The 16,993-nt window shown below is 32.6% G+C and carries 19 protein-coding genes; 7 read left to right on the plus strand and 12 right to left on the minus strand.

Annotation, left to right across the window (positions count from 1 at the left end):
- Positions 1 to 192: 192 nt before the first annotated feature.
- From METFODRAFT_RS05055 to hflX, 3 genes are read right to left on the minus strand one after another with little or no spacing between them, the layout of a single operon-like run.
- On the minus strand, positions 193 to 771 hold the full coding sequence (locus tag METFODRAFT_RS05055; RefSeq protein ID WP_007044475.1) for a DUF447 domain-containing protein: 579 nt from the start codon (positions 769 to 771) through the stop codon (positions 193 to 195).
- A 19-nt stretch (positions 772 to 790) separates the two neighbouring features.
- Positions 791 to 2,308 carry a hypothetical protein gene (locus tag METFODRAFT_RS05060; protein WP_007044476.1) on the minus strand — a complete coding sequence of 506 codons (1,518 nt, stop codon included), beginning with the start codon at positions 2,306 to 2,308 and terminating at the stop codon, positions 791 to 793.
- Between the two features lies 1 nt (position 2,309).
- Positions 2,310 to 3,536 (minus strand): GTPase HflX, encoded by a 1,227-nt coding sequence (hflX, locus tag METFODRAFT_RS05065; RefSeq protein ID WP_007044477.1) that lies wholly within the window; start codon positions 3,534 to 3,536, stop codon positions 2,310 to 2,312.
- 182 nt (positions 3,537 to 3,718) lie between these two features.
- On the opposite strand from hflX, the gene METFODRAFT_RS05070 reads away from it, so the two are divergent.
- On the plus strand, positions 3,719 to 4,501 hold the full coding sequence (locus METFODRAFT_RS05070) for a hypothetical protein (protein ID WP_007044478.1): 783 nt from the start codon (positions 3,719 to 3,721) through the stop codon (positions 4,499 to 4,501).
- 71 nt (positions 4,502 to 4,572) lie between these two features.
- Complete coding sequence (locus METFODRAFT_RS05075; RefSeq protein WP_048115610.1) at positions 4,573 to 5,424, plus strand: shikimate kinase; 852 nt, start codon at positions 4,573 to 4,575, stop codon at positions 5,422 to 5,424.
- Here the strand turns inward: METFODRAFT_RS05075 and cobS are convergent.
- From cobS to rpiA, 6 genes are all read right to left on the minus strand, one after another.
- Positions 5,378 to 6,154 (minus strand): adenosylcobinamide-GDP ribazoletransferase, encoded by a 777-nt coding sequence (cobS, locus tag METFODRAFT_RS05080; RefSeq protein WP_007044480.1) that lies wholly within the window; start codon positions 6,152 to 6,154, stop codon positions 5,378 to 5,380. The two genes, METFODRAFT_RS05075 and cobS, sit on opposite strands and share 47 nt — an antisense overlap.
- A 16-nt stretch (positions 6,155 to 6,170) precedes the next feature.
- A complete protein-coding gene (locus METFODRAFT_RS05085) occupies positions 6,171 to 6,848 on the minus strand; it encodes a TIGR02253 family HAD-type hydrolase (RefSeq protein ID WP_007044481.1) in 678 nt (225 codons plus the stop codon).
- Positions 6,849 to 6,886: 38 nt separating this feature from the next.
- Positions 6,887 to 7,174, minus strand: coding sequence for an energy-converting hydrogenase B subunit P (locus METFODRAFT_RS05090; RefSeq protein ID WP_007044482.1), 288 nt, complete (start codon positions 7,172 to 7,174; stop codon positions 6,887 to 6,889).
- A 124-nt stretch (positions 7,175 to 7,298) separates the two neighbouring features.
- Complete coding sequence (locus METFODRAFT_RS05095) at positions 7,299 to 7,529, minus strand: RNA chaperone Hfq (RefSeq protein ID WP_007044483.1); 231 nt, start codon at positions 7,527 to 7,529, stop codon at positions 7,299 to 7,301.
- 244 nt (positions 7,530 to 7,773) lie between these two features.
- On the minus strand, positions 7,774 to 8,757 hold the full coding sequence (locus METFODRAFT_RS05100; protein WP_007044484.1) for a cache domain-containing protein: 984 nt from the start codon (positions 8,755 to 8,757) through the stop codon (positions 7,774 to 7,776).
- A 294-nt stretch (positions 8,758 to 9,051) separates the two neighbouring features.
- Positions 9,052 to 9,735 (minus strand): ribose-5-phosphate isomerase RpiA, encoded by a 684-nt coding sequence (rpiA, locus tag METFODRAFT_RS05105; RefSeq protein ID WP_007044485.1) that lies wholly within the window; start codon positions 9,733 to 9,735, stop codon positions 9,052 to 9,054.
- A 405-nt stretch (positions 9,736 to 10,140) separates the two neighbouring features.
- On the opposite strand from rpiA, the gene METFODRAFT_RS05110 reads away from it, so the two are divergent.
- Genes METFODRAFT_RS05110 through gatC form a run of 4 tightly spaced genes read left to right on the plus strand, consistent with a single transcriptional unit; the run spans position 10,141 to position 11,813 of the window.
- Positions 10,141 to 10,428 (plus strand): chorismate mutase, encoded by a 288-nt coding sequence (locus METFODRAFT_RS05110; RefSeq protein ID WP_007044486.1) that lies wholly within the window; start codon positions 10,141 to 10,143, stop codon positions 10,426 to 10,428.
- A 58-nt stretch (positions 10,429 to 10,486) separates the two neighbouring features.
- Positions 10,487 to 10,678 carry a 30S ribosomal protein S17e gene (locus METFODRAFT_RS05115; RefSeq protein ID WP_007044487.1) on the plus strand — a complete coding sequence of 64 codons (192 nt, stop codon included), beginning with the start codon at positions 10,487 to 10,489 and terminating at the stop codon, positions 10,676 to 10,678.
- A 13-nt stretch (positions 10,679 to 10,691) separates the two neighbouring features.
- The gene (dapA, locus tag METFODRAFT_RS05120; protein WP_007044488.1) at positions 10,692 to 11,561 is read left to right on the plus strand and encodes a 4-hydroxy-tetrahydrodipicolinate synthase; all 870 of its coding nucleotides are present in this window, start codon (positions 10,692 to 10,694) and stop codon (positions 11,559 to 11,561) included.
- A 12-nt stretch (positions 11,562 to 11,573) separates the two neighbouring features.
- Entirely contained in the window at positions 11,574 to 11,813 is a 240-nt protein-coding gene (gene gatC / locus METFODRAFT_RS05125) for an Asp-tRNA(Asn) amidotransferase subunit GatC (RefSeq protein WP_007044489.1), read from the plus strand.
- 320 nt (positions 11,814 to 12,133) lie between these two features.
- On the opposite strand, the gene METFODRAFT_RS05130 is transcribed toward gatC, so the two are convergent.
- Positions 12,134 to 13,606 (minus strand): 2-isopropylmalate synthase, encoded by a 1,473-nt coding sequence (locus METFODRAFT_RS05130; RefSeq protein ID WP_007044491.1) that lies wholly within the window; start codon positions 13,604 to 13,606, stop codon positions 12,134 to 12,136.
- Between the two features lie 5 nt (positions 13,607 to 13,611).
- Complete coding sequence (locus METFODRAFT_RS05135; protein WP_007044492.1) at positions 13,612 to 14,454, minus strand: DUF4013 domain-containing protein; 843 nt, start codon at positions 14,452 to 14,454, stop codon at positions 13,612 to 13,614.
- A gap of 157 nt (positions 14,455 to 14,611) precedes the next feature.
- On the opposite strand from METFODRAFT_RS05135, the gene METFODRAFT_RS05140 reads away from it, so the two are divergent.
- Positions 14,612 to 16,009: an aspartate kinase gene (locus METFODRAFT_RS05140; protein WP_007044493.1), complete on the plus strand. Its 1,398-nt coding sequence runs from the start codon at positions 14,612 to 14,614 to the stop codon at positions 16,007 to 16,009.
- A 152-nt stretch (positions 16,010 to 16,161) separates the two neighbouring features.
- Here the strand turns inward: METFODRAFT_RS05140 and METFODRAFT_RS05145 are convergent, their stop codons facing one another.
- A complete protein-coding gene (locus METFODRAFT_RS05145) occupies positions 16,162 to 16,992 on the minus strand; it encodes a class I SAM-dependent methyltransferase (protein ID WP_007044494.1) in 831 nt (276 codons plus the stop codon).
- Position 16,993 lies beyond the last annotated feature (1 nt).

Here is a 16,993-nt window from a genome sequence, read left to right on the forward strand (position 1 = left end):
CCTGTGCGAACTTAGATAACTCCTCCGAACAGTTAAATCCTAAACTATTTATAGAATTAGTGAGTATACTATTAAGTGCTGCTAGCATAGGAGATGCACCGTTTTTTAACGAGTTATTTAAGTACTACCTATTTCTATTTTTTGGTCTTAATTTTAATAGTGTTAAATCACACTATCAGCTTTTAAAATTCATTAAAACAAAGATAGGGACATAAATCTTTTTGCCAAATCAACATGTCTTTTTGAACCGACCTTTTTTATTATTTTGAAGTATTTTTCCATATCTTTTTTCATTGCCTCTCTGTCCTCATTTTTCATGACTATTTTCTCATTATTTAGTCGAGAATATATAACTGCCATCTCAACCAAAAGCCCATCTGCCCTATTGTATGGAATTATTGTATTTTTTAGTTCTTTTTCAAATACAATTTCCCCTTCAACAATCATAAGTTTTGACTCTCCAAAATTATCCCTCTTCGTTATAAATTTTCTTTTGTTTACTTTAGCAACAAAAATTTTGTATGCATTTTTTAAATAAGATAAATCTTTCCCATCAAAATTTAAATAACCATAATCATCCTCATCAGTTAAAACCGCCTCCGCAATCTCTATCGGATGGCAAATATTTGCAACGAAATAATCATCATCCATTAGGTTTTGATACGTATGAGAACCTTCAAACAAATGGATGATAATTTTTTTTTCTTTAAGGTAGATACCTATCGGTGCCTTATTCTTTTTTCCAGATGTTATGACAACCTCATGTATCATAATATCCCTTATCCAACAATTAATTATAAGCATCTCTAACTTTCAACTTACTTATTTTAATAATATCCTCAATTTTCAAATCATCAGCAGACAAATCAACATAAGAACCATTACTTAAAACAATTAGCCAATGTGTATTCCCATTTTTCTCATATTTTATAATATCCTTAACAGTAACCTTTTTAATACTTTCAACTTCCCCATTTTTTATAAATGATGAGTATTCATCATGGGAGTTAAATATCTCAACATCTCCTGTCTCAACATCAACCAAAACTATCTTTGAAATCCCCCCTCCTGATTTTGGGATAATAACATATCTCCAATACAACCTATCATTAACAAATATTGGTAGTGGTTCGACAATCTCAAACTTATCCCAATCGTAGGTTGGGAGGGACTTTTGCACATAATCCATGCCTTTTATAGGCCCTATTTTTGGCTCACTGAATTTGTACTGCAAAATATTTCCATCCATACCTATGACATAGATCCTTGAGATTCCATATGCCCTACCATAAGGTTCAACTGCAAGTATCCAGTATGGCTTTTTATTTACCATAATTAAGTAAGGCTGCCTATTTCCATCAGAATCAACCAATTCAATCTCATTTTCATGCTTAAACCAGAGATTCAATATATTATCTATTGGAGATGATTTCCAATAGTTTTGAGATTCCACAATTTTCCTTGCCAAACTTTCTGGGAATATTGGGGAGTTGAATTCCTTCAATGCCTCTTCTTTTGAGTAGTATTTTATATTACCATTCTCATCCAAAACAACGACCCCGCTCCAATATGGAGTTGTATAAAATCCATGGAATCTATACTTTATTTGTGGAACTATTGTGTATATTTTATTGCCTTTAACAACAACTCTTGGCTTTCCATAATCTGCAAAGTAGTCAAACCTATACAATTTCCAATAAAGGTTATCAGTAACCAATTGCCCTGGGGTGTATTCGATATTTTTCTCTTTCCTTATCACAACCCTCTCAGTTGTGTTAACTGGAATCATAAAGATGCCTTTTGATTTGAGCATTATTCTATTAAATAACCCATCTGGCTCCAAATAGGCAAACCAAAACATGGAATTGTCAAATGTCGTTATATAAACATTATCTATTGTGTATCTTGGATACTCCAACGATGAAACCATATACGTCTCTGCAACCTTTTTTGGCAATATTCTTAAAAATCCTCCACCATCACATTCAAACCCATTAAAATTCTCGATATCTTTTGGAAGGTTTTCCTTTTGGAGGGTAGTTAATGTATATGCATCTGTAAGATACAGCATTGGTGACAAAATAACAAAATATCCCAAAATAACTATTAGAATGGCATACAGGACTCTATTAATTCCCCTATATGCTAAAAATCCAATAATTCCCACAACCAAAAAACCTAACTCAACTGTTGATGGATTCCTATAAAAAAACATGAAAAAAGTATGGAGTATTGGAGAGATTGCATACAACAAAACTATCCCCAACATCACAAAAATCAATAAATAAAGTTTCTTTTTTAATTGCATACTACCCCCTCAATTTGTTGGCTATCCTTAAAATTCTATTAACTTCATCTTCCTTTGCTCTAAATGTTATGATATATTTTCCATTCTCCTCAATTTTTTCTATAATTTCGGTATTTTCATATAGGTAAGAAATTAATCTCATATCTGATGTCTCCACAACTCCAATACATGCATTCAACTTTTCCAAAATTAATTCAATGAGTTCATCAATATTTATGTTGTATTTTGCTGATACAAATATAGGACTTACTATGTATCTCTCCAATGATGTTAAGATTTTCTTTTTCTTTTCCTCACCTATCTTATCACATTTATTGAATACTGTTATTATAGGGGAACTACAACCAATTCTACTCAAAATCTCATAATTTGTCCTTAACTTCCTCTCAATATCTTCAATACTATCAGATGCATCTACAACAATCAAAATCAAATCACTCTCTGCACTTTCCTCAATGGTTGATAAAAATGCCTCAATCATAAAGTGGGGTAAATTTTCCATAAATCCAACTGTATCTGTAACTAAAATCTTTCTTGGGGCATTTTTTATTACCCTTGTTGTTGTAGTTAGTGTTGTGAATACCTGGTTTTTTGATGTTTTACTTTCCCCTGTTAAAGCATTCAACAAACTTGTTTTCCCTGCGTTTGTATATCCAATCAACCCAACAACCTCAAATTTCTTCCTTTTCTTCCTCAATCTTTTCCTATGCTCCCTAATCCTTTTTAATTTTTCTTTTATTATGGTAATGTCCCTCTTTATTTTGTTGTAGTATTTATTAACCTCATAGTCCCCATATCCCCCAAATCCTGGTCTCTCCCCTAACTTCGCTAATCTAACCTTTTCTTTTGCCTGAGGTAATTCATATTGAAGTTCTGCCAATTTAACCTGCAACTGGGCTTCTTTTGTTTGAGCATGCTTGTAGAATATCCTCAAAACCAACTCAATCTTATCTATAACCTCAACACCAAATTTTCCTGCTAAGTTGTATTTTTGTGTTGGAGAGAGCCTATTGTCAAAAATCACAAGCTCTATATCTTTTTCCTTTATCTTCTCCACTAATTTCTCAACCAACCCACTACCTATTTGATACTTTGGATGCGGTGGGCGGACTTGAACTACACATTCAACTGGTTCATACAAAACACTTGCCAACTCCTTCAATTCTTCAATATTCTTTTTCTCATTAAACTCCTTTCTTAAAATCAGCATTGCTTTTTTCCTTAACACATTATCCTCCAAATTTATAAATTGTTTTAAATTTATTTAATTATTTTATTTTTCATATTTTGTTTTTATGTTTTTGCATGGATAAAATTCTTAAATATTTAAATCTTTTGAATTATAAAAAAATTGTTAAATATCCGAGTTTACAAAGTTAATTATGGTATTAAAATAACAAAGGTGAAAGTATGAAAAAATTTTTATGTCTTCTAATTGGTTTGTTATTAATTGCCAATATGACATTGGGGGCAAAAGTTGTCAATACATGGATTGAAGTTAAAGAGGAAAATCCAGATGGGACGTCATATAAAGGTGACCACTACTATGTAACTTACATATACACGCAATTAGATAATGGGGAAGTACTAAAGCAAACCATCAAGTTGAATGACAGTTGGGGAACAACGATACCTGCTCCAACTGTACCTTTATCCTACACCCTCCCAAATGGACTTGAGGTTAAATTGTTTGAACAGAGTGGAAGTCAAACAACACCTTTAGTATCTCTTCCATACACTGCGAAACTTCCCGTAGGAACAAAATTGACAATAAAGATGAATGACAACTATAGAGATAACAACTATGCAGATGGAAAGTGGGATATAAATATAACAGAAGATGGATTATTGGCTACTTATGCAACAGAAGGGGGTGGTTTTTTCCATAACACCTCATTCCTTATATATGACAACAAAACTGGGAATCTACTTTGGGAGTTGCCATTTCCATATAAGCCTAATAATATATATTGGAGTCAGGGGTATTGGTATAACTTTACCCTTCCTTATGATGGAAGTGATGCAACCGTATATGATGGGTATAGGGATATACTAAATACCTATTCACCCACAGATGCATTTAAAAATCTCGTAAAAGCAAACGTAAGTACACCAATTCCAATGGGGGTTATTGTATTAACTATAATTGGAATACTTGTAGTCATATACCTCCAAAGGATGAAGAAAAAATAACTTCTTAGTTTTATTTTTTAATTTTTTATGCATCATTGGACTTTTTAAAGTAAATAAAGGTGACGATGGACATGAAAGCAACTGCTGTAGCGTCTGCATCAGGGACAATCATAAATGCCATAGCAACAGGAAACGGCTCAGCATTTGGAATAAACTTAAAGGTTAAAGCAACGGTTGAACTTTTTGATGATGGGAAAAATAATATTGAAGGAGTTGTTAAAGATAATCCAAAAGTTAAGCCAAATTTAATTAAAAGATGCGTAAAGAATGTTTTAGATTATTTTGGACTAAATTACTCTGCAAAAGTTATAACAGAGACACAAATCCCAATAAAATCAGGTTTAAGTAGTAGTAGTGCAACATCAAACGCCGTTGTTTTGGCAACATTTGGTGCTTTAGGAGAGAGGATAGATGATGAATTAATTTTAAATTTAGGGATAAAATCATCCTTTGATGAAAAACTAACTGTTACTGGTGCTTATGATGATGCTACTGCATCTTACTATGGGGGAATTACAGTAACAGATAATATTAAAAGAAAAATTCTAAAAAGAGACAAATTTAAGGATGATTTGAAGGTTTTAATTTTAATCCCAAATCTAAAAAAGAACGTTGATGTAAGTAGGATGAAACTTTTAAAGGATTATGTTGAAGTTGCCTTCAATGAATGCCTAATTGGAAATTACTATAGAGCGTTATTTTTAAATGGGATTCTATATGCCTCTGCATTAAACTTCCCAACAAGCATTGCAATAGATGCAATAGAAAACAGCGCAGTAACATCCGGCCTCTCTGGAACTGGACCTTCATATATTGCATTGTGCTATGAAGAGGATGTTGAAAAGGTAAAAAAAGCCCTTGAAAAATACGGGATGGTTATAGTATCTGAATTAGATTATAGAGGGGCTGAGATAATTGGTTAATGTACAAATAAGATGCAATACCGAGTAAAACAATCATCCTTGTTATCTCATTACTTGCCCCTAAAACATCACCATTAACACATCTAAAATGCTTATTTGCTACTCTTGCTATATATCCCCCACTTAGTACCGCTAAAATTACACATAAAACCCCTAATTTTCCAGTTAGTGGGAACACTATAAGCAAAGTCAATATCAATCCAACAACAACAAACTTCTCATCACTCTTCTTCACAAAATATCTCCCAGTTCCCTCACTACATGGCGTTCCACAGCATGCACATGCCAACATCCCCAATCTTGAACAAACCTCAGCAATTAAGATATAAATTACTGAAAATTCAATGGCATAAACAATAGCAAATATAGAGATTAATTCCACAAAAAATACAAAAATTAACCCTCCTATGCCCATATAAACATCCTTCATAACATCTAACTTCCTCTTCGGAGAACCCATAACCATCCATGCATCTCCAAAATCTGCTAAACCATCAACATGATGAAACCCCTGTATGTAGAGCAAAAAAAACACTACAACAACACCAACAATGGTTGATGGGAAAATATAACTCAAAATATAAGCCGACAACGTCCCAAGTCCACCAATAAGCAATCCAATTATTGGGAGTATAAAGAAATAATTCGCTATTTCCTCAAAATTAAAATTTTCAGTACCTATAGGTATCCTCGTCATAAAGGCAATAAGATTTCTGATATTCTCAATCATGATTTCACTTTTTTGTTTATTTTATCAAACTTTTTAATATACTAACTATTTCTGGCAATTTGGTTACTGTATAATCACTATCTCCTTCCATACCTTTGTATTTTCCTTTTAAAATTCTTATTGTTACCATTCCAAGTTCTCTTGCAGGTTCTATATCCCTATCAACCCTATCTCCAACATAAACAACTTCCTCTGCCTTCAATCCCATCCTCTTTAACCCATATTCAAAAAATTCCAAATGCGGCTTACCTAACCCATATTCCTCTGATGTAACAACCACATCAAAAAAAGGATGAATTCCCAACCTTATAAGTTTTTCCCACTGCTTTATTGTTATTCCATCAGTAATAACTCCTAATTTCAACCCCATTTTCTTTAACTCTATCAAAGTTTTTATCGTATCCGGATAGGGCCTTAATAAAGCAAATTTTACATTGTGGTAGGTAATTATTCCCATGCAGATGATTTTTGGGTCGTAATAACCCATAACTGCCTTTACTAAATCATCAAAATGCCTTCCGTAATTTGAACCTTTATCTTTTATAATTTTTTGTAAGATTTTATATGCCTCCTCTTCAGTAGTTTTTAAACCAGCATCTATCATGGATTTTATTGCCTCCCTCCTTGCTATATCGACAAAACTTGAAGAGTCATATAGAGTGTCATCTAAATCAAAAAATATTCCTTTTATCATAATTTCACCATCTACGAAAATGTAAAATTAATTTATAATTATTTTCCTCCCCTCCTCACTTTTTCCTCGACCAACTTAAACAATCCAACGAAATCATCATTTTCTGAAACAGGGACAACGATCAATCCCAATCTCCCATGCCTCTCAACCCATTCATCATCATATGCAGGCACATCTATTTTTATTGGTTCATTTGTTGGATTTCCTACGATAACATTCCTATGTGGAAATGGTTTTACCTCATCTTCCCCATACGGCATTGCAGTTTCTCTGATATAACCTCCAAGTGCCATTGTAAGTTTTGGAAGGAGTACCATCTTAGGCATGATTCCACCACGTAATTTTTTAAAATATCTTCCATTCAGTTTATATATTAGTTATTATCATAAAATTTAGATATATGAATTTAAAATAAAGTGAAATTAAAAAAGTAAAAGATAAGATGTGAATTTATTTCTCAAACTCTATGTAGTCAACTGCATGCTTAAATATAAGCATGTTTTTTATTTCGTTATCCTTCACCACAGTTACCACAATCTCGTAGTTTGAAACACCTGTTACTTTTGCATCTAAAACTTCTCCATTTCTCATGTATATCTTAACATTCTTACCAACAAACCTTCTTGCATACTCAAAGTTTTGTATTTGCTTAGGTTTCCTACTCTTATTCTGCTTCATCATGTTATCCCTCAATATTCAATATCCCAATTAATTTATATACTTTTTGCTTTTTAAGAGGTTGTCGAAAAATACGAATTCTTTATAGTAAGTTATTACTAAATGTTATTTAGGTGATAATGACAATGTAAAATTTTTACCTTATAAATGTAGAATGTTGAGATTTTACTGATGTGAATAATACTCGCACACTAACCTTTGATAATTATTCGACAACCTCACTTTTTAATGTATCCATTTGTTTTTATTATTTTTTATTCTTTTTTTCCATATAAGTAATTGTCAACTCTATATATTCATCCAACTTATTAACAATACCTCTCATAAATCCAATAACTATTATCAAAACTATCGCAGAAACCATTATGATGATGATAAGTATCTTTATCATTAAGTTATTTATTATTTCATAAAATTTATCCACATTAATTGCCGTTGCTATCATACCAACAACATGCCCGTTTTTATCCACTAATGGTTCATATCTTGTTATATAAGTTTTTCCATTTATATCGGCAATATCTTCATATGTCCCTCCCCCAATCAACACCTCCTTAACCACTTTAGGGTCAGCCATAGTTCCCACAATCGCCATCCCACTCCTATTTTTTATTGTTGTAGTTATTCTCACATTATTTGCAAATATTGTAAAATCAACATACGTTGAATATTTAATACCCTCAAATATCTTGTTATTTTTGTTAAGTACATCAGCGGCTATTAGATAACCTCCTTTTAAAGGATAAACTGACATTATAAGGAGGGCTTTACCATCAATACATCTATTCTCATAACCAAACGTTTTCATAAAATCCTTATTCACAACAACGTAATCCCCAGTAACATCTACGAAATTTGAGATACATATGTGCCCCCGATTTCCATGCACATCATAGATTATATTTCCATTAGAATCAACCCATGCAAAGATATCATAGTTTTCCAAACTACTATAGTAGTTTATCTTTTGTATAATAACTTCTTTATCATATTTATTCATTTCTTCTGAATAAAAATATACATACTTCCCCATTTCTTTTTTTCTGTTTTCAAGGACATACTTTAATAACTTCAAATTGTTTCCAACGTCCTCCACCATGTGTTCTTTTATATATTCAACAAATGATGCCAAAGTAATACCACCAACCCCCAACCCACTAAATATTACACCAAGAATACATAACAACACAACTCTTTTTAATAAGGGGGATCGAATCCTTCTTATGGACATAACCTTACCTCCAAGTTAAAACATCAAATCAAACATAACAAAATCTCAAGAATATTTATGTCTTTAATCCCATTTAAGGTTGTGGTTAATAAAGCAAACAACCTATACCAAATTAAACATTAAAAATATTAAAATAATAACAAATCTAAAAAATCTATACATAAATACATAAATGTGGTATTTAAAAATTGTTATTAAATAGTCAAAAAATGCATCGATTGATAAAATAAAAACTTTATTAATATAAAAAAGTACAAAAATAACTTAAAATTCATTTAATTGAAATTGTCCATTTTATTTTTTCTTCTTTTTTAATGTCTTTACACCCTTTGCAGTTCCAACCAAAACTTTATCCACTTTTGTGAATATACCGTTTTCAACAACTCCCGGGATGTTGTTGAGTTCCTTCTCAAGTTTTTCAGCATCATCTACATCCATACTGACATCTATAACCATGTTTCCATTATCGGTGATTACAGGCCCTCTTTTCCTCTCTCCCAACCTTATTGTTGGATTTCCACCCATGTTTATGAGTTCTTTAATTACCACTGAATAGGCAAAAGGCACAACCTCTACTGGTATTGGATATTTCTCACCTAATTTATTAACAATTTTGGATTCATCAACAATAACGACAAATTCCTTTGCAGAATAGTCAACAATCTTTTCTTGTGTGTGACAACCTCCCCCGCCTTTTATCAAATAGAGTGTATCCTTTTCTACCTCATCTGCTCCATCTATCGCTATATCCACATCATACTCATCGAGAGAAACCAAAGGAACCCCATACTGCAACGCCAGCATCCTTGCCTCAAATGACGTGGGTACTCCAAAAACAGTGAGTTCTTCTTCCTGTATTCTCTTACCAAGTTCCATAATAAAGAGTCCTGCTGTTGAACCAGAGCCTAAACCAACAACCATCCCATCGTCTATCAATTTCACCGCTTCTTTTGCAATCAATGACTTTGCATTCTCCATAGTATCACCATGATTATTTTTGTTAATTCATAATTTGATTTTAATACGACTTAGAATTATAAAATTTATCGAGAAACTCTATATCGTACATCCATTTTTATAATTTTTCATTTAAGTGGATCAGATGGACAATTTATTTAAATAAAAATACATATATAGTATAATCATTGCGTTATAACGACTATATTCTTCATAAAATTAAAAAGGTAAATTATGCTTTATTTGGGGTTTTAACCCCAACTTATCATTCTTTCAGAAATTTTCATATCTAAATAACGACAAAAATTTCCGCAAACAACTATAACTCCCACCTACTTTAATAAATAAACACCACCATGATACAGTTAAATTTAAATAATACATAATTAAAATTTTGATAAGCCAATATAAATAACTGGAGATAAAATGAATGATGCAAAGACACAACTCGAAGCCATTAGAAAACGAATTGATGAGATTGACGAGGAATTGATAAAACTAATGGCTAAGAGAACAAATTTTGCACGAGATATTGCCATGTTAAAAAAATCTTTAAACCTACCAATAAATGACAGTGAACGAGAAAAAGAAGTTTATGAAAAAACACGTAAATTATGCAATAAATACAAGTTTGATGAAGAAATTGGTGTAAAAATTATTAAAATACTCATTGAGCACAATAAAGACATACAGTCCAAATACCTAAAAGAATAAAAATTATTAAACAAATATACTATGCAAAATAAAGTATAAAAAATTTGAGGGTGATAAATTGGGAAGGATTAGGCAAACATTCATAAAAAGGATTGGAGATGAATTAATTGAAAAACACAAAGACAAATTTACAACAGATTTCGAAACCAACAAAAAAATCGTCCAAGAGGTTGCATTAATCTCTACAAAAAGATTAAGAAACAGAATTGCAGGATATATAACACATAAAATGAAACAAATGAACCAATAAAGAGGAGATTTTTATGCGAGGGGTTTTTCCTGCAATTGTAACCCCATTTAAAAATGGGGAAATTGATTTTGACGGCTTAGAGAAAAACATAAATTTTTTAATAGAAAATGGCGTTAGTGGAGTCGTATCCGTTGGAACAACGGGAGAATCCCCTACGCTATCCCATGATGAGCATAAAAAGGTTGTAGAAAAAGTTGTTGAGATTGTTGATGGAAGGGTAAAGGTCATTGCAGGAGCAGGCTCAAACTCCACAAAGGAGGCAGTTGAACTTTCACAATTTGCAGAGGATGTTGGGGCAGATGCAGTATTGTCAATAACCCCCTACTACAACAAACCTACCCAAGAAGGATTAAAGAAACATTTTGGAACTATTGCAGAGAGCATTAACTTGCCAATAGTTCTCTACAACGTTCCATCAAGGACATCAGTGAATTTAGAACCAAAAACAGTAAAATACTTAGCAGAAGAATACAGTAACATAACAGCAATAAAAGAGGCAAACCCAAACCTCTCACAAGTATCAGAGATTGTAAACGAATGTGATATAACAGTATTATCTGGAAACGATGAACTCACCTTGCCAATTATTTCCCTTGGAGGTAAGGGAGTTATTAGTGTTATAGCAAACATCGTCCCAAAAGAGTTTGTTGAGATGGTTGATTTTGCTTTAAACGGGAACTTTGACAAGGCAAGGGAGATACACTATAAGTTATTCCCATTAATGAAGGTTATGTTCATTGAAACCAACCCAATCCCAATAAAAACTGCTATGAATATACTTGGAATGCCTTCTGGAGAGTTGAGGTTGCCTCTTTGTGAAATGAAAGAGGAGAATAAGAAGAAGTTGGAAGAAGTTTTGAGAGACCTTGGTCTTTTGAAATAATTGGTGATTTTGATGGTTAATATAGAAAAGATAAAAAAAGAGGCAGATGAAATTATTGAGGAATTTTCAAAGGTTCTCGAAGGTTTTGAATTGGGTGAAGAAGAAACCTACTACATCCTTGACACAAAAAATGTCTTAAGAACTGATGATGAACCATCCTTAGATGAAAGTTTTAGAGAGGATGTTTTAAAAATAGCACCAAAAACAAAAGATGGATATGTTGTTGTTGAAAAAGGTAAATGGAGTAACTAATACACTTTAAGTTTGAACTTAAACATATAAATATCAGTTCAGCAAATAGAGATAAAAACCAAAAACTAAAAGGAGGATGGGACTATAAAGAGGAGTTCAAGAAGATGGAAGAAAAAAGGTAGAATGAGATGGAAATGGTACAAGAAGAGATTAAGAAGAATGAAAAGAGAGAAAAGACAAAAGAAATAATTAAAATTCCTTTTTATTTTAATTTATTGTATCCTATTTTTTTATATTTTAATTTTTATATAATTTCGTAGATGCTAATTTTAAATTTATATATTTAAATATATTTAAAAAATAAAATTGATAGAGGGAATTTATAGTAGCATGTTTATTCCTTCCATAACTGCCAGAACTGATGCCATTATAATATCCCCATGGGATTTTCTAACCTCTACAACTTCACAACCTCTTCTCAACTTAACAACAACCTCTATCAACGCATCAGTTCCTCCACTCATTGCCTCAACCCTATATTCTTCCAACCTTACATCTGCAACCCCACTTATTGCCCTCTTCACTGCATTTATTGCAGCATCCACTGGCCCAACTCCATAAGATGTTTCTATTAAATGCCTATCTTCTCCAGCAAAGTGCAATTTTACAGATGCTATTGGCGTTATTTTGTTTCCAGATACAACAGTTAATTCATCCAATTTTATTTTCTCCTCTGCATGGCTTCCAGTCACTTCACTGATTATTGCCTTTAAATCAACATCAGATATATACTTCCCTAAATCCCCAAAGTGCTTAACCCTCTCATATATTTCATTTAATTGCTTATCAGTTATCTCTATCCCCATCAAGTCAAGTTTATATTTCAACGCTGCTCTTCCGCTATGCTTTCCAAGGATGATTCTCCTTTTATTACCAACAAGTTCTGGCTGAATGGGTTCATAGGTTTGAGTGTTCTTTATCAACCCATCAACGTGTATTCCTGCCTCATGAGCAAATGCATTATCCCCAACTATTGCTTTATTTGGAGGAACTGGTAGTTTCATTAATCTTGAGACTATTCTTGATGTTTCATAGAGTTTTTCTGTTTTTATATTTGTTTCATAACCATACAAAACCTGCAATGCCATAACTACCTCTTCTAATGACGCATTTCCTGCTCTCTCTCCAACTCCATTAACAGTAACATGGCATTGAACCGCTCCTCCTCTAATAGCACAAACTGTATTTGCAGTAGCCATTCCAAAATCGTTGTGGCAGTGCACTGAAATTGGAACTTTTATATTCTCACTTAATGTTTTAAAAAGTTCTATGGATTTTTCTGGAGTTAGAACCCCAACTGTATCGCACACACAAACCCTATTTGCTCCAGATTCTATACCTTTGTTAAACAACCCAATTAAGAAATTCACATCACTTCTTGTTGCATCCTCTGCTGAAAGTTCCACAATCAACCCATGGTCTTTTGCATATTCAACAGCATTTATAGCACATTCCATTGTTTCTTGAGGTGTTTTTTTGAGTTTATATTTCATATGTATATCTGATGTTGGGATTACCAAATGAACACTATCCACATCACACTCCAATGCAGCATCTATATCCACTGGCAATGCCCTGACAAACGAGCAAATTTCAGCGTTTAAATTTTCTCTTGTAATTAACTTAATACCTTCTCTCTCCCCTTTTGATGTTATAGCACTTCCCGCCTCTATAACATCAACTCCCAATTCATCCAACTTTATTGCTATCTCCAATTTTTCATTTGAAGTTAGTGAAACCCCTGGTGTTTGTTCTCCATCTCTCAAAGTTGTGTCGAATATCCTAACCTTCATAAGAATCACTTTAATTCTTTTTGATTTTCTCCATCATTTTGTGAATGGTATAAATTTTTATAGTACTTTGCATATGCTCTATTTGAAAACACTCTTATAAAGATATCTATAAATGGAAATACCAAAATAGATATGGCAATAATAACAATCATCAATAATTTATTGACAAACCAAAATACTACAGTAAACGCCACCAAACCCAATATGTATAAAATCACAATTACAAATGACATAACAACTATTGCAAATAAAACACCTACATATTCAAAGGACATCATCTTTATTATTTCTCTAAAATAAAAAAATGCAAAAAATCTGTCCTTTGCTACAAAATTAACTGTCGCCAGTGGGATTATTAACCATGCAATTAGGGAACATATTATGGAGATTACATCGCCAATTATAGAAACTATCAATGAGTCATTATATGCACTAACTAGGGTAAATAGATAACTTGGGATATTTATTAATATAGTGAGTATTGAAATACCTACCGCATACAAAAACCCTTTCTTAACCATGTGTAAAAAATTTTCCCATTCTGGAAGTTCATTTTTATCTTCCAGCGTATATTTAATTATCTGCATATAATAGCCAGAAATTGCCAATAAACATAAAAATCCAATCAAACTAAATGCTCCCCCCAAAATTACCCCTGTCATTCCAAAAACTTTTAAATGAATAATATCTTCGGGCATAATAGTGGGCATTATCCCCAAGATTACTAAGAATACCCCAAATAAAATACTCACCATACCAACTAACGATAATACCCCACCAACAAACAATTTTTTTGTATCAGATAGAGCATATTTTAAAGGTTCTATTATATAATCCTCAAAAAACATAGTAACCACCAAGAAAAATACTTAAATATAATAATAACAATGATTATGATTTTTGTGTTATATTTACTTTTTGATTATCATCTACAATTCTTTCAAAAATAATGTAATTTGATTAGAATTAAATTTAAAGAAAAATTTAAACATAGTTGGTGATGTAATGGTAGTGGTAATGAAATTTGGTGGAACATCCGTAGGAGATGGAAAAAGGATAAGACATGTTGCAAATATAGTAATAAACAAAAAACAGAAAGAGAATAAGGATATAGTTGTAGTGGTTTCTGCAATGAGTCAAGTTACAAACTCATTGGTGGATATTTCAAAGGAGGCTTTAGATGTAAAAGATATTGAAAGGATAAACAAATTCATAAAAGATACAAAGGAAAAACACTACAAGGCAATTGAAGATGCAATAAAAAGTGAAGAAATTAGAAATGAAGTAAAAAAAATAATAGATGAGAGAATAGGTGAATTAGAAAAGGTTTTAATGGGTGTTGCTTATTTGGGAGAATTGACTCCAAAATCAAAGGACTACATCTTATCATTTGGTGAGAGGTTATCTGCCCCAATATTGAGTGGAGCAATTAAGGATTTGGGAGAAAAATCTTTATCTTTAACTGGTGGAGAAGCGGGAATTATAACTGATGATAATTTTGGATGTGCAAAGGTTTTAAAATTGGAAGTAAAAGAAAAACTCATGCCGTTATTAGAGAAGAACTACATTCCAGTTGTAACTGGTTTCATTGCATCCACTGAGGATGGAAGGATTACCACATTTGGCAGAGGTGGAAGTGACTACTCAGCGGCAATTATTGGATATGGATTGGATGCAGAGGTTGTTGAGATATGGACTGATGTTAGTGGTATCTTAACAACCGACCCAAAAATTGTCAAAAATGCAAGGAGGATCCCAAAAATTTCATACATTGAGGCAATGGAATTGGCATACTTTGGAGCAAAGGTTCTGCATCCAAGGACTATTGAGCCAGTAATGGAAAAGAGTATTCCAATATTGGTAAAGAATACATTTGAGCCAGAAAATGAAGGGACTTTAATAACCAACGACTTAGAGATGAGTAACAGTATCGTTAAAGCAATAACAACAATAAAAAATGTTGCATTGATTAATATCTTTGGTGCTGGGATGGTTGGCGTTAGTGGCACAGCAGCAAGGATATTTAAGGCATTAGGCAAAGCAAATGCAAACGTAATTTTAATCTCCCAAGGTTCATCTGAAACAAATATATCCATTGTTGTTGATGCAGATGATGTTGAGAGGAGTGTCTATGAATTAAAGAAGGAATTTAACAACTCTGGACTTATAAGGGACATTAACATAGATGAGAACGTATGTGTTATTTCTGTTGTAGGAGCAGGGATGAGAGGTTCAAAGGGCATTGCTGGAAAGTTATTTACTGCTGTTGCTGTGAGTGGGGCAAATATAAAGATGATTGCTCAAGGTTCATCAGAAGTCAATATTTCATTTGTTATTGATGAGAAAGACCTGATTCCATGTGTTAAAAAATTGCATGGGATATTTATTGAAAATGTAGAATAAAAACAATTTCACAAACAAAAATGTGGGTCAGAATATTCACTCATCACAAAAATCAGGCGGCCAATCACTCATCATCCCCACAAACTACTGATTCTGAATTTTATATATAAAAAATTCGTTCTTTAAAAATTTGTGGGTTGAAAATGCAGATTTTAAACCTTCCTACCAACAACTCCTAACGCCTCTTCAATCCTCCTAACATCAACAAAACCAGCATTTCTCAATCTCTCCATAACACCCCTCTGCAAATCTTTATGCCTATACTTCCTCCCAGGATTGCCAACATAATGGAACAACCTTCCTCCAGGTTTTAAAATCCTATAAAGTTCCCTATAAAATTCCTCACTATAAAGTTCTCCTGCCAAACTAAACCTTGGTGGATCATGAACAATGGCATCAAACCTCTCATCCTCAAATTCCTTAACAACATCAAAGGCATTCCCCATTCTTATCTCTATATTTTTATTTGTAAAGAGTTCTCTGCTATAAGGGTTTATTTTTGCAATTTCCAAGACATTTGGATTCTTTTCTATTGTTATTACTCTCGCCCCTCTTTTAGCACATTCTATAGCAGTATATCCCAAGCCCATGCATGTGTCAAGGATAAACTCACCCTTTTTTGGTTTTATGGTGTTGATTTTTTCAAGTGTATCCTTGTAGGGGTCTGTGCCCTTTGTTCTGTGCATCCTTATGCCATTAATCTCTATAGTTGGAGGGATTGTTGATACGAGTTTATAAAATCCGTCATTTGATATTACTGCCTTATAAATTTCCCCATCTTTAATAAAATAAATCGTATTCTCATCTTTTGCTACTTTCTCCAAGGTTTTTAAATCAATCTCACTGCCATCTGGAAACAATGCCTTATTGTTTACAATCTCAATTTCCCATGTTTTTAAAGTTTTTTCTAAATCAAGGTTAAGAGAAACTTTATTTTTTGCATTTAGTATTTTCTGTGCTTCTCTGCATGTTATCCAGAACATA

Source organism: Methanotorris formicicus Mc-S-70 (genome assembly GCF_000243455.1).
GTDB classification, from domain to species: domain Archaea; phylum AGJL01; class Methanococci; order Methanococcales; family Methanococcaceae; genus Methanotorris; species Methanotorris formicicus.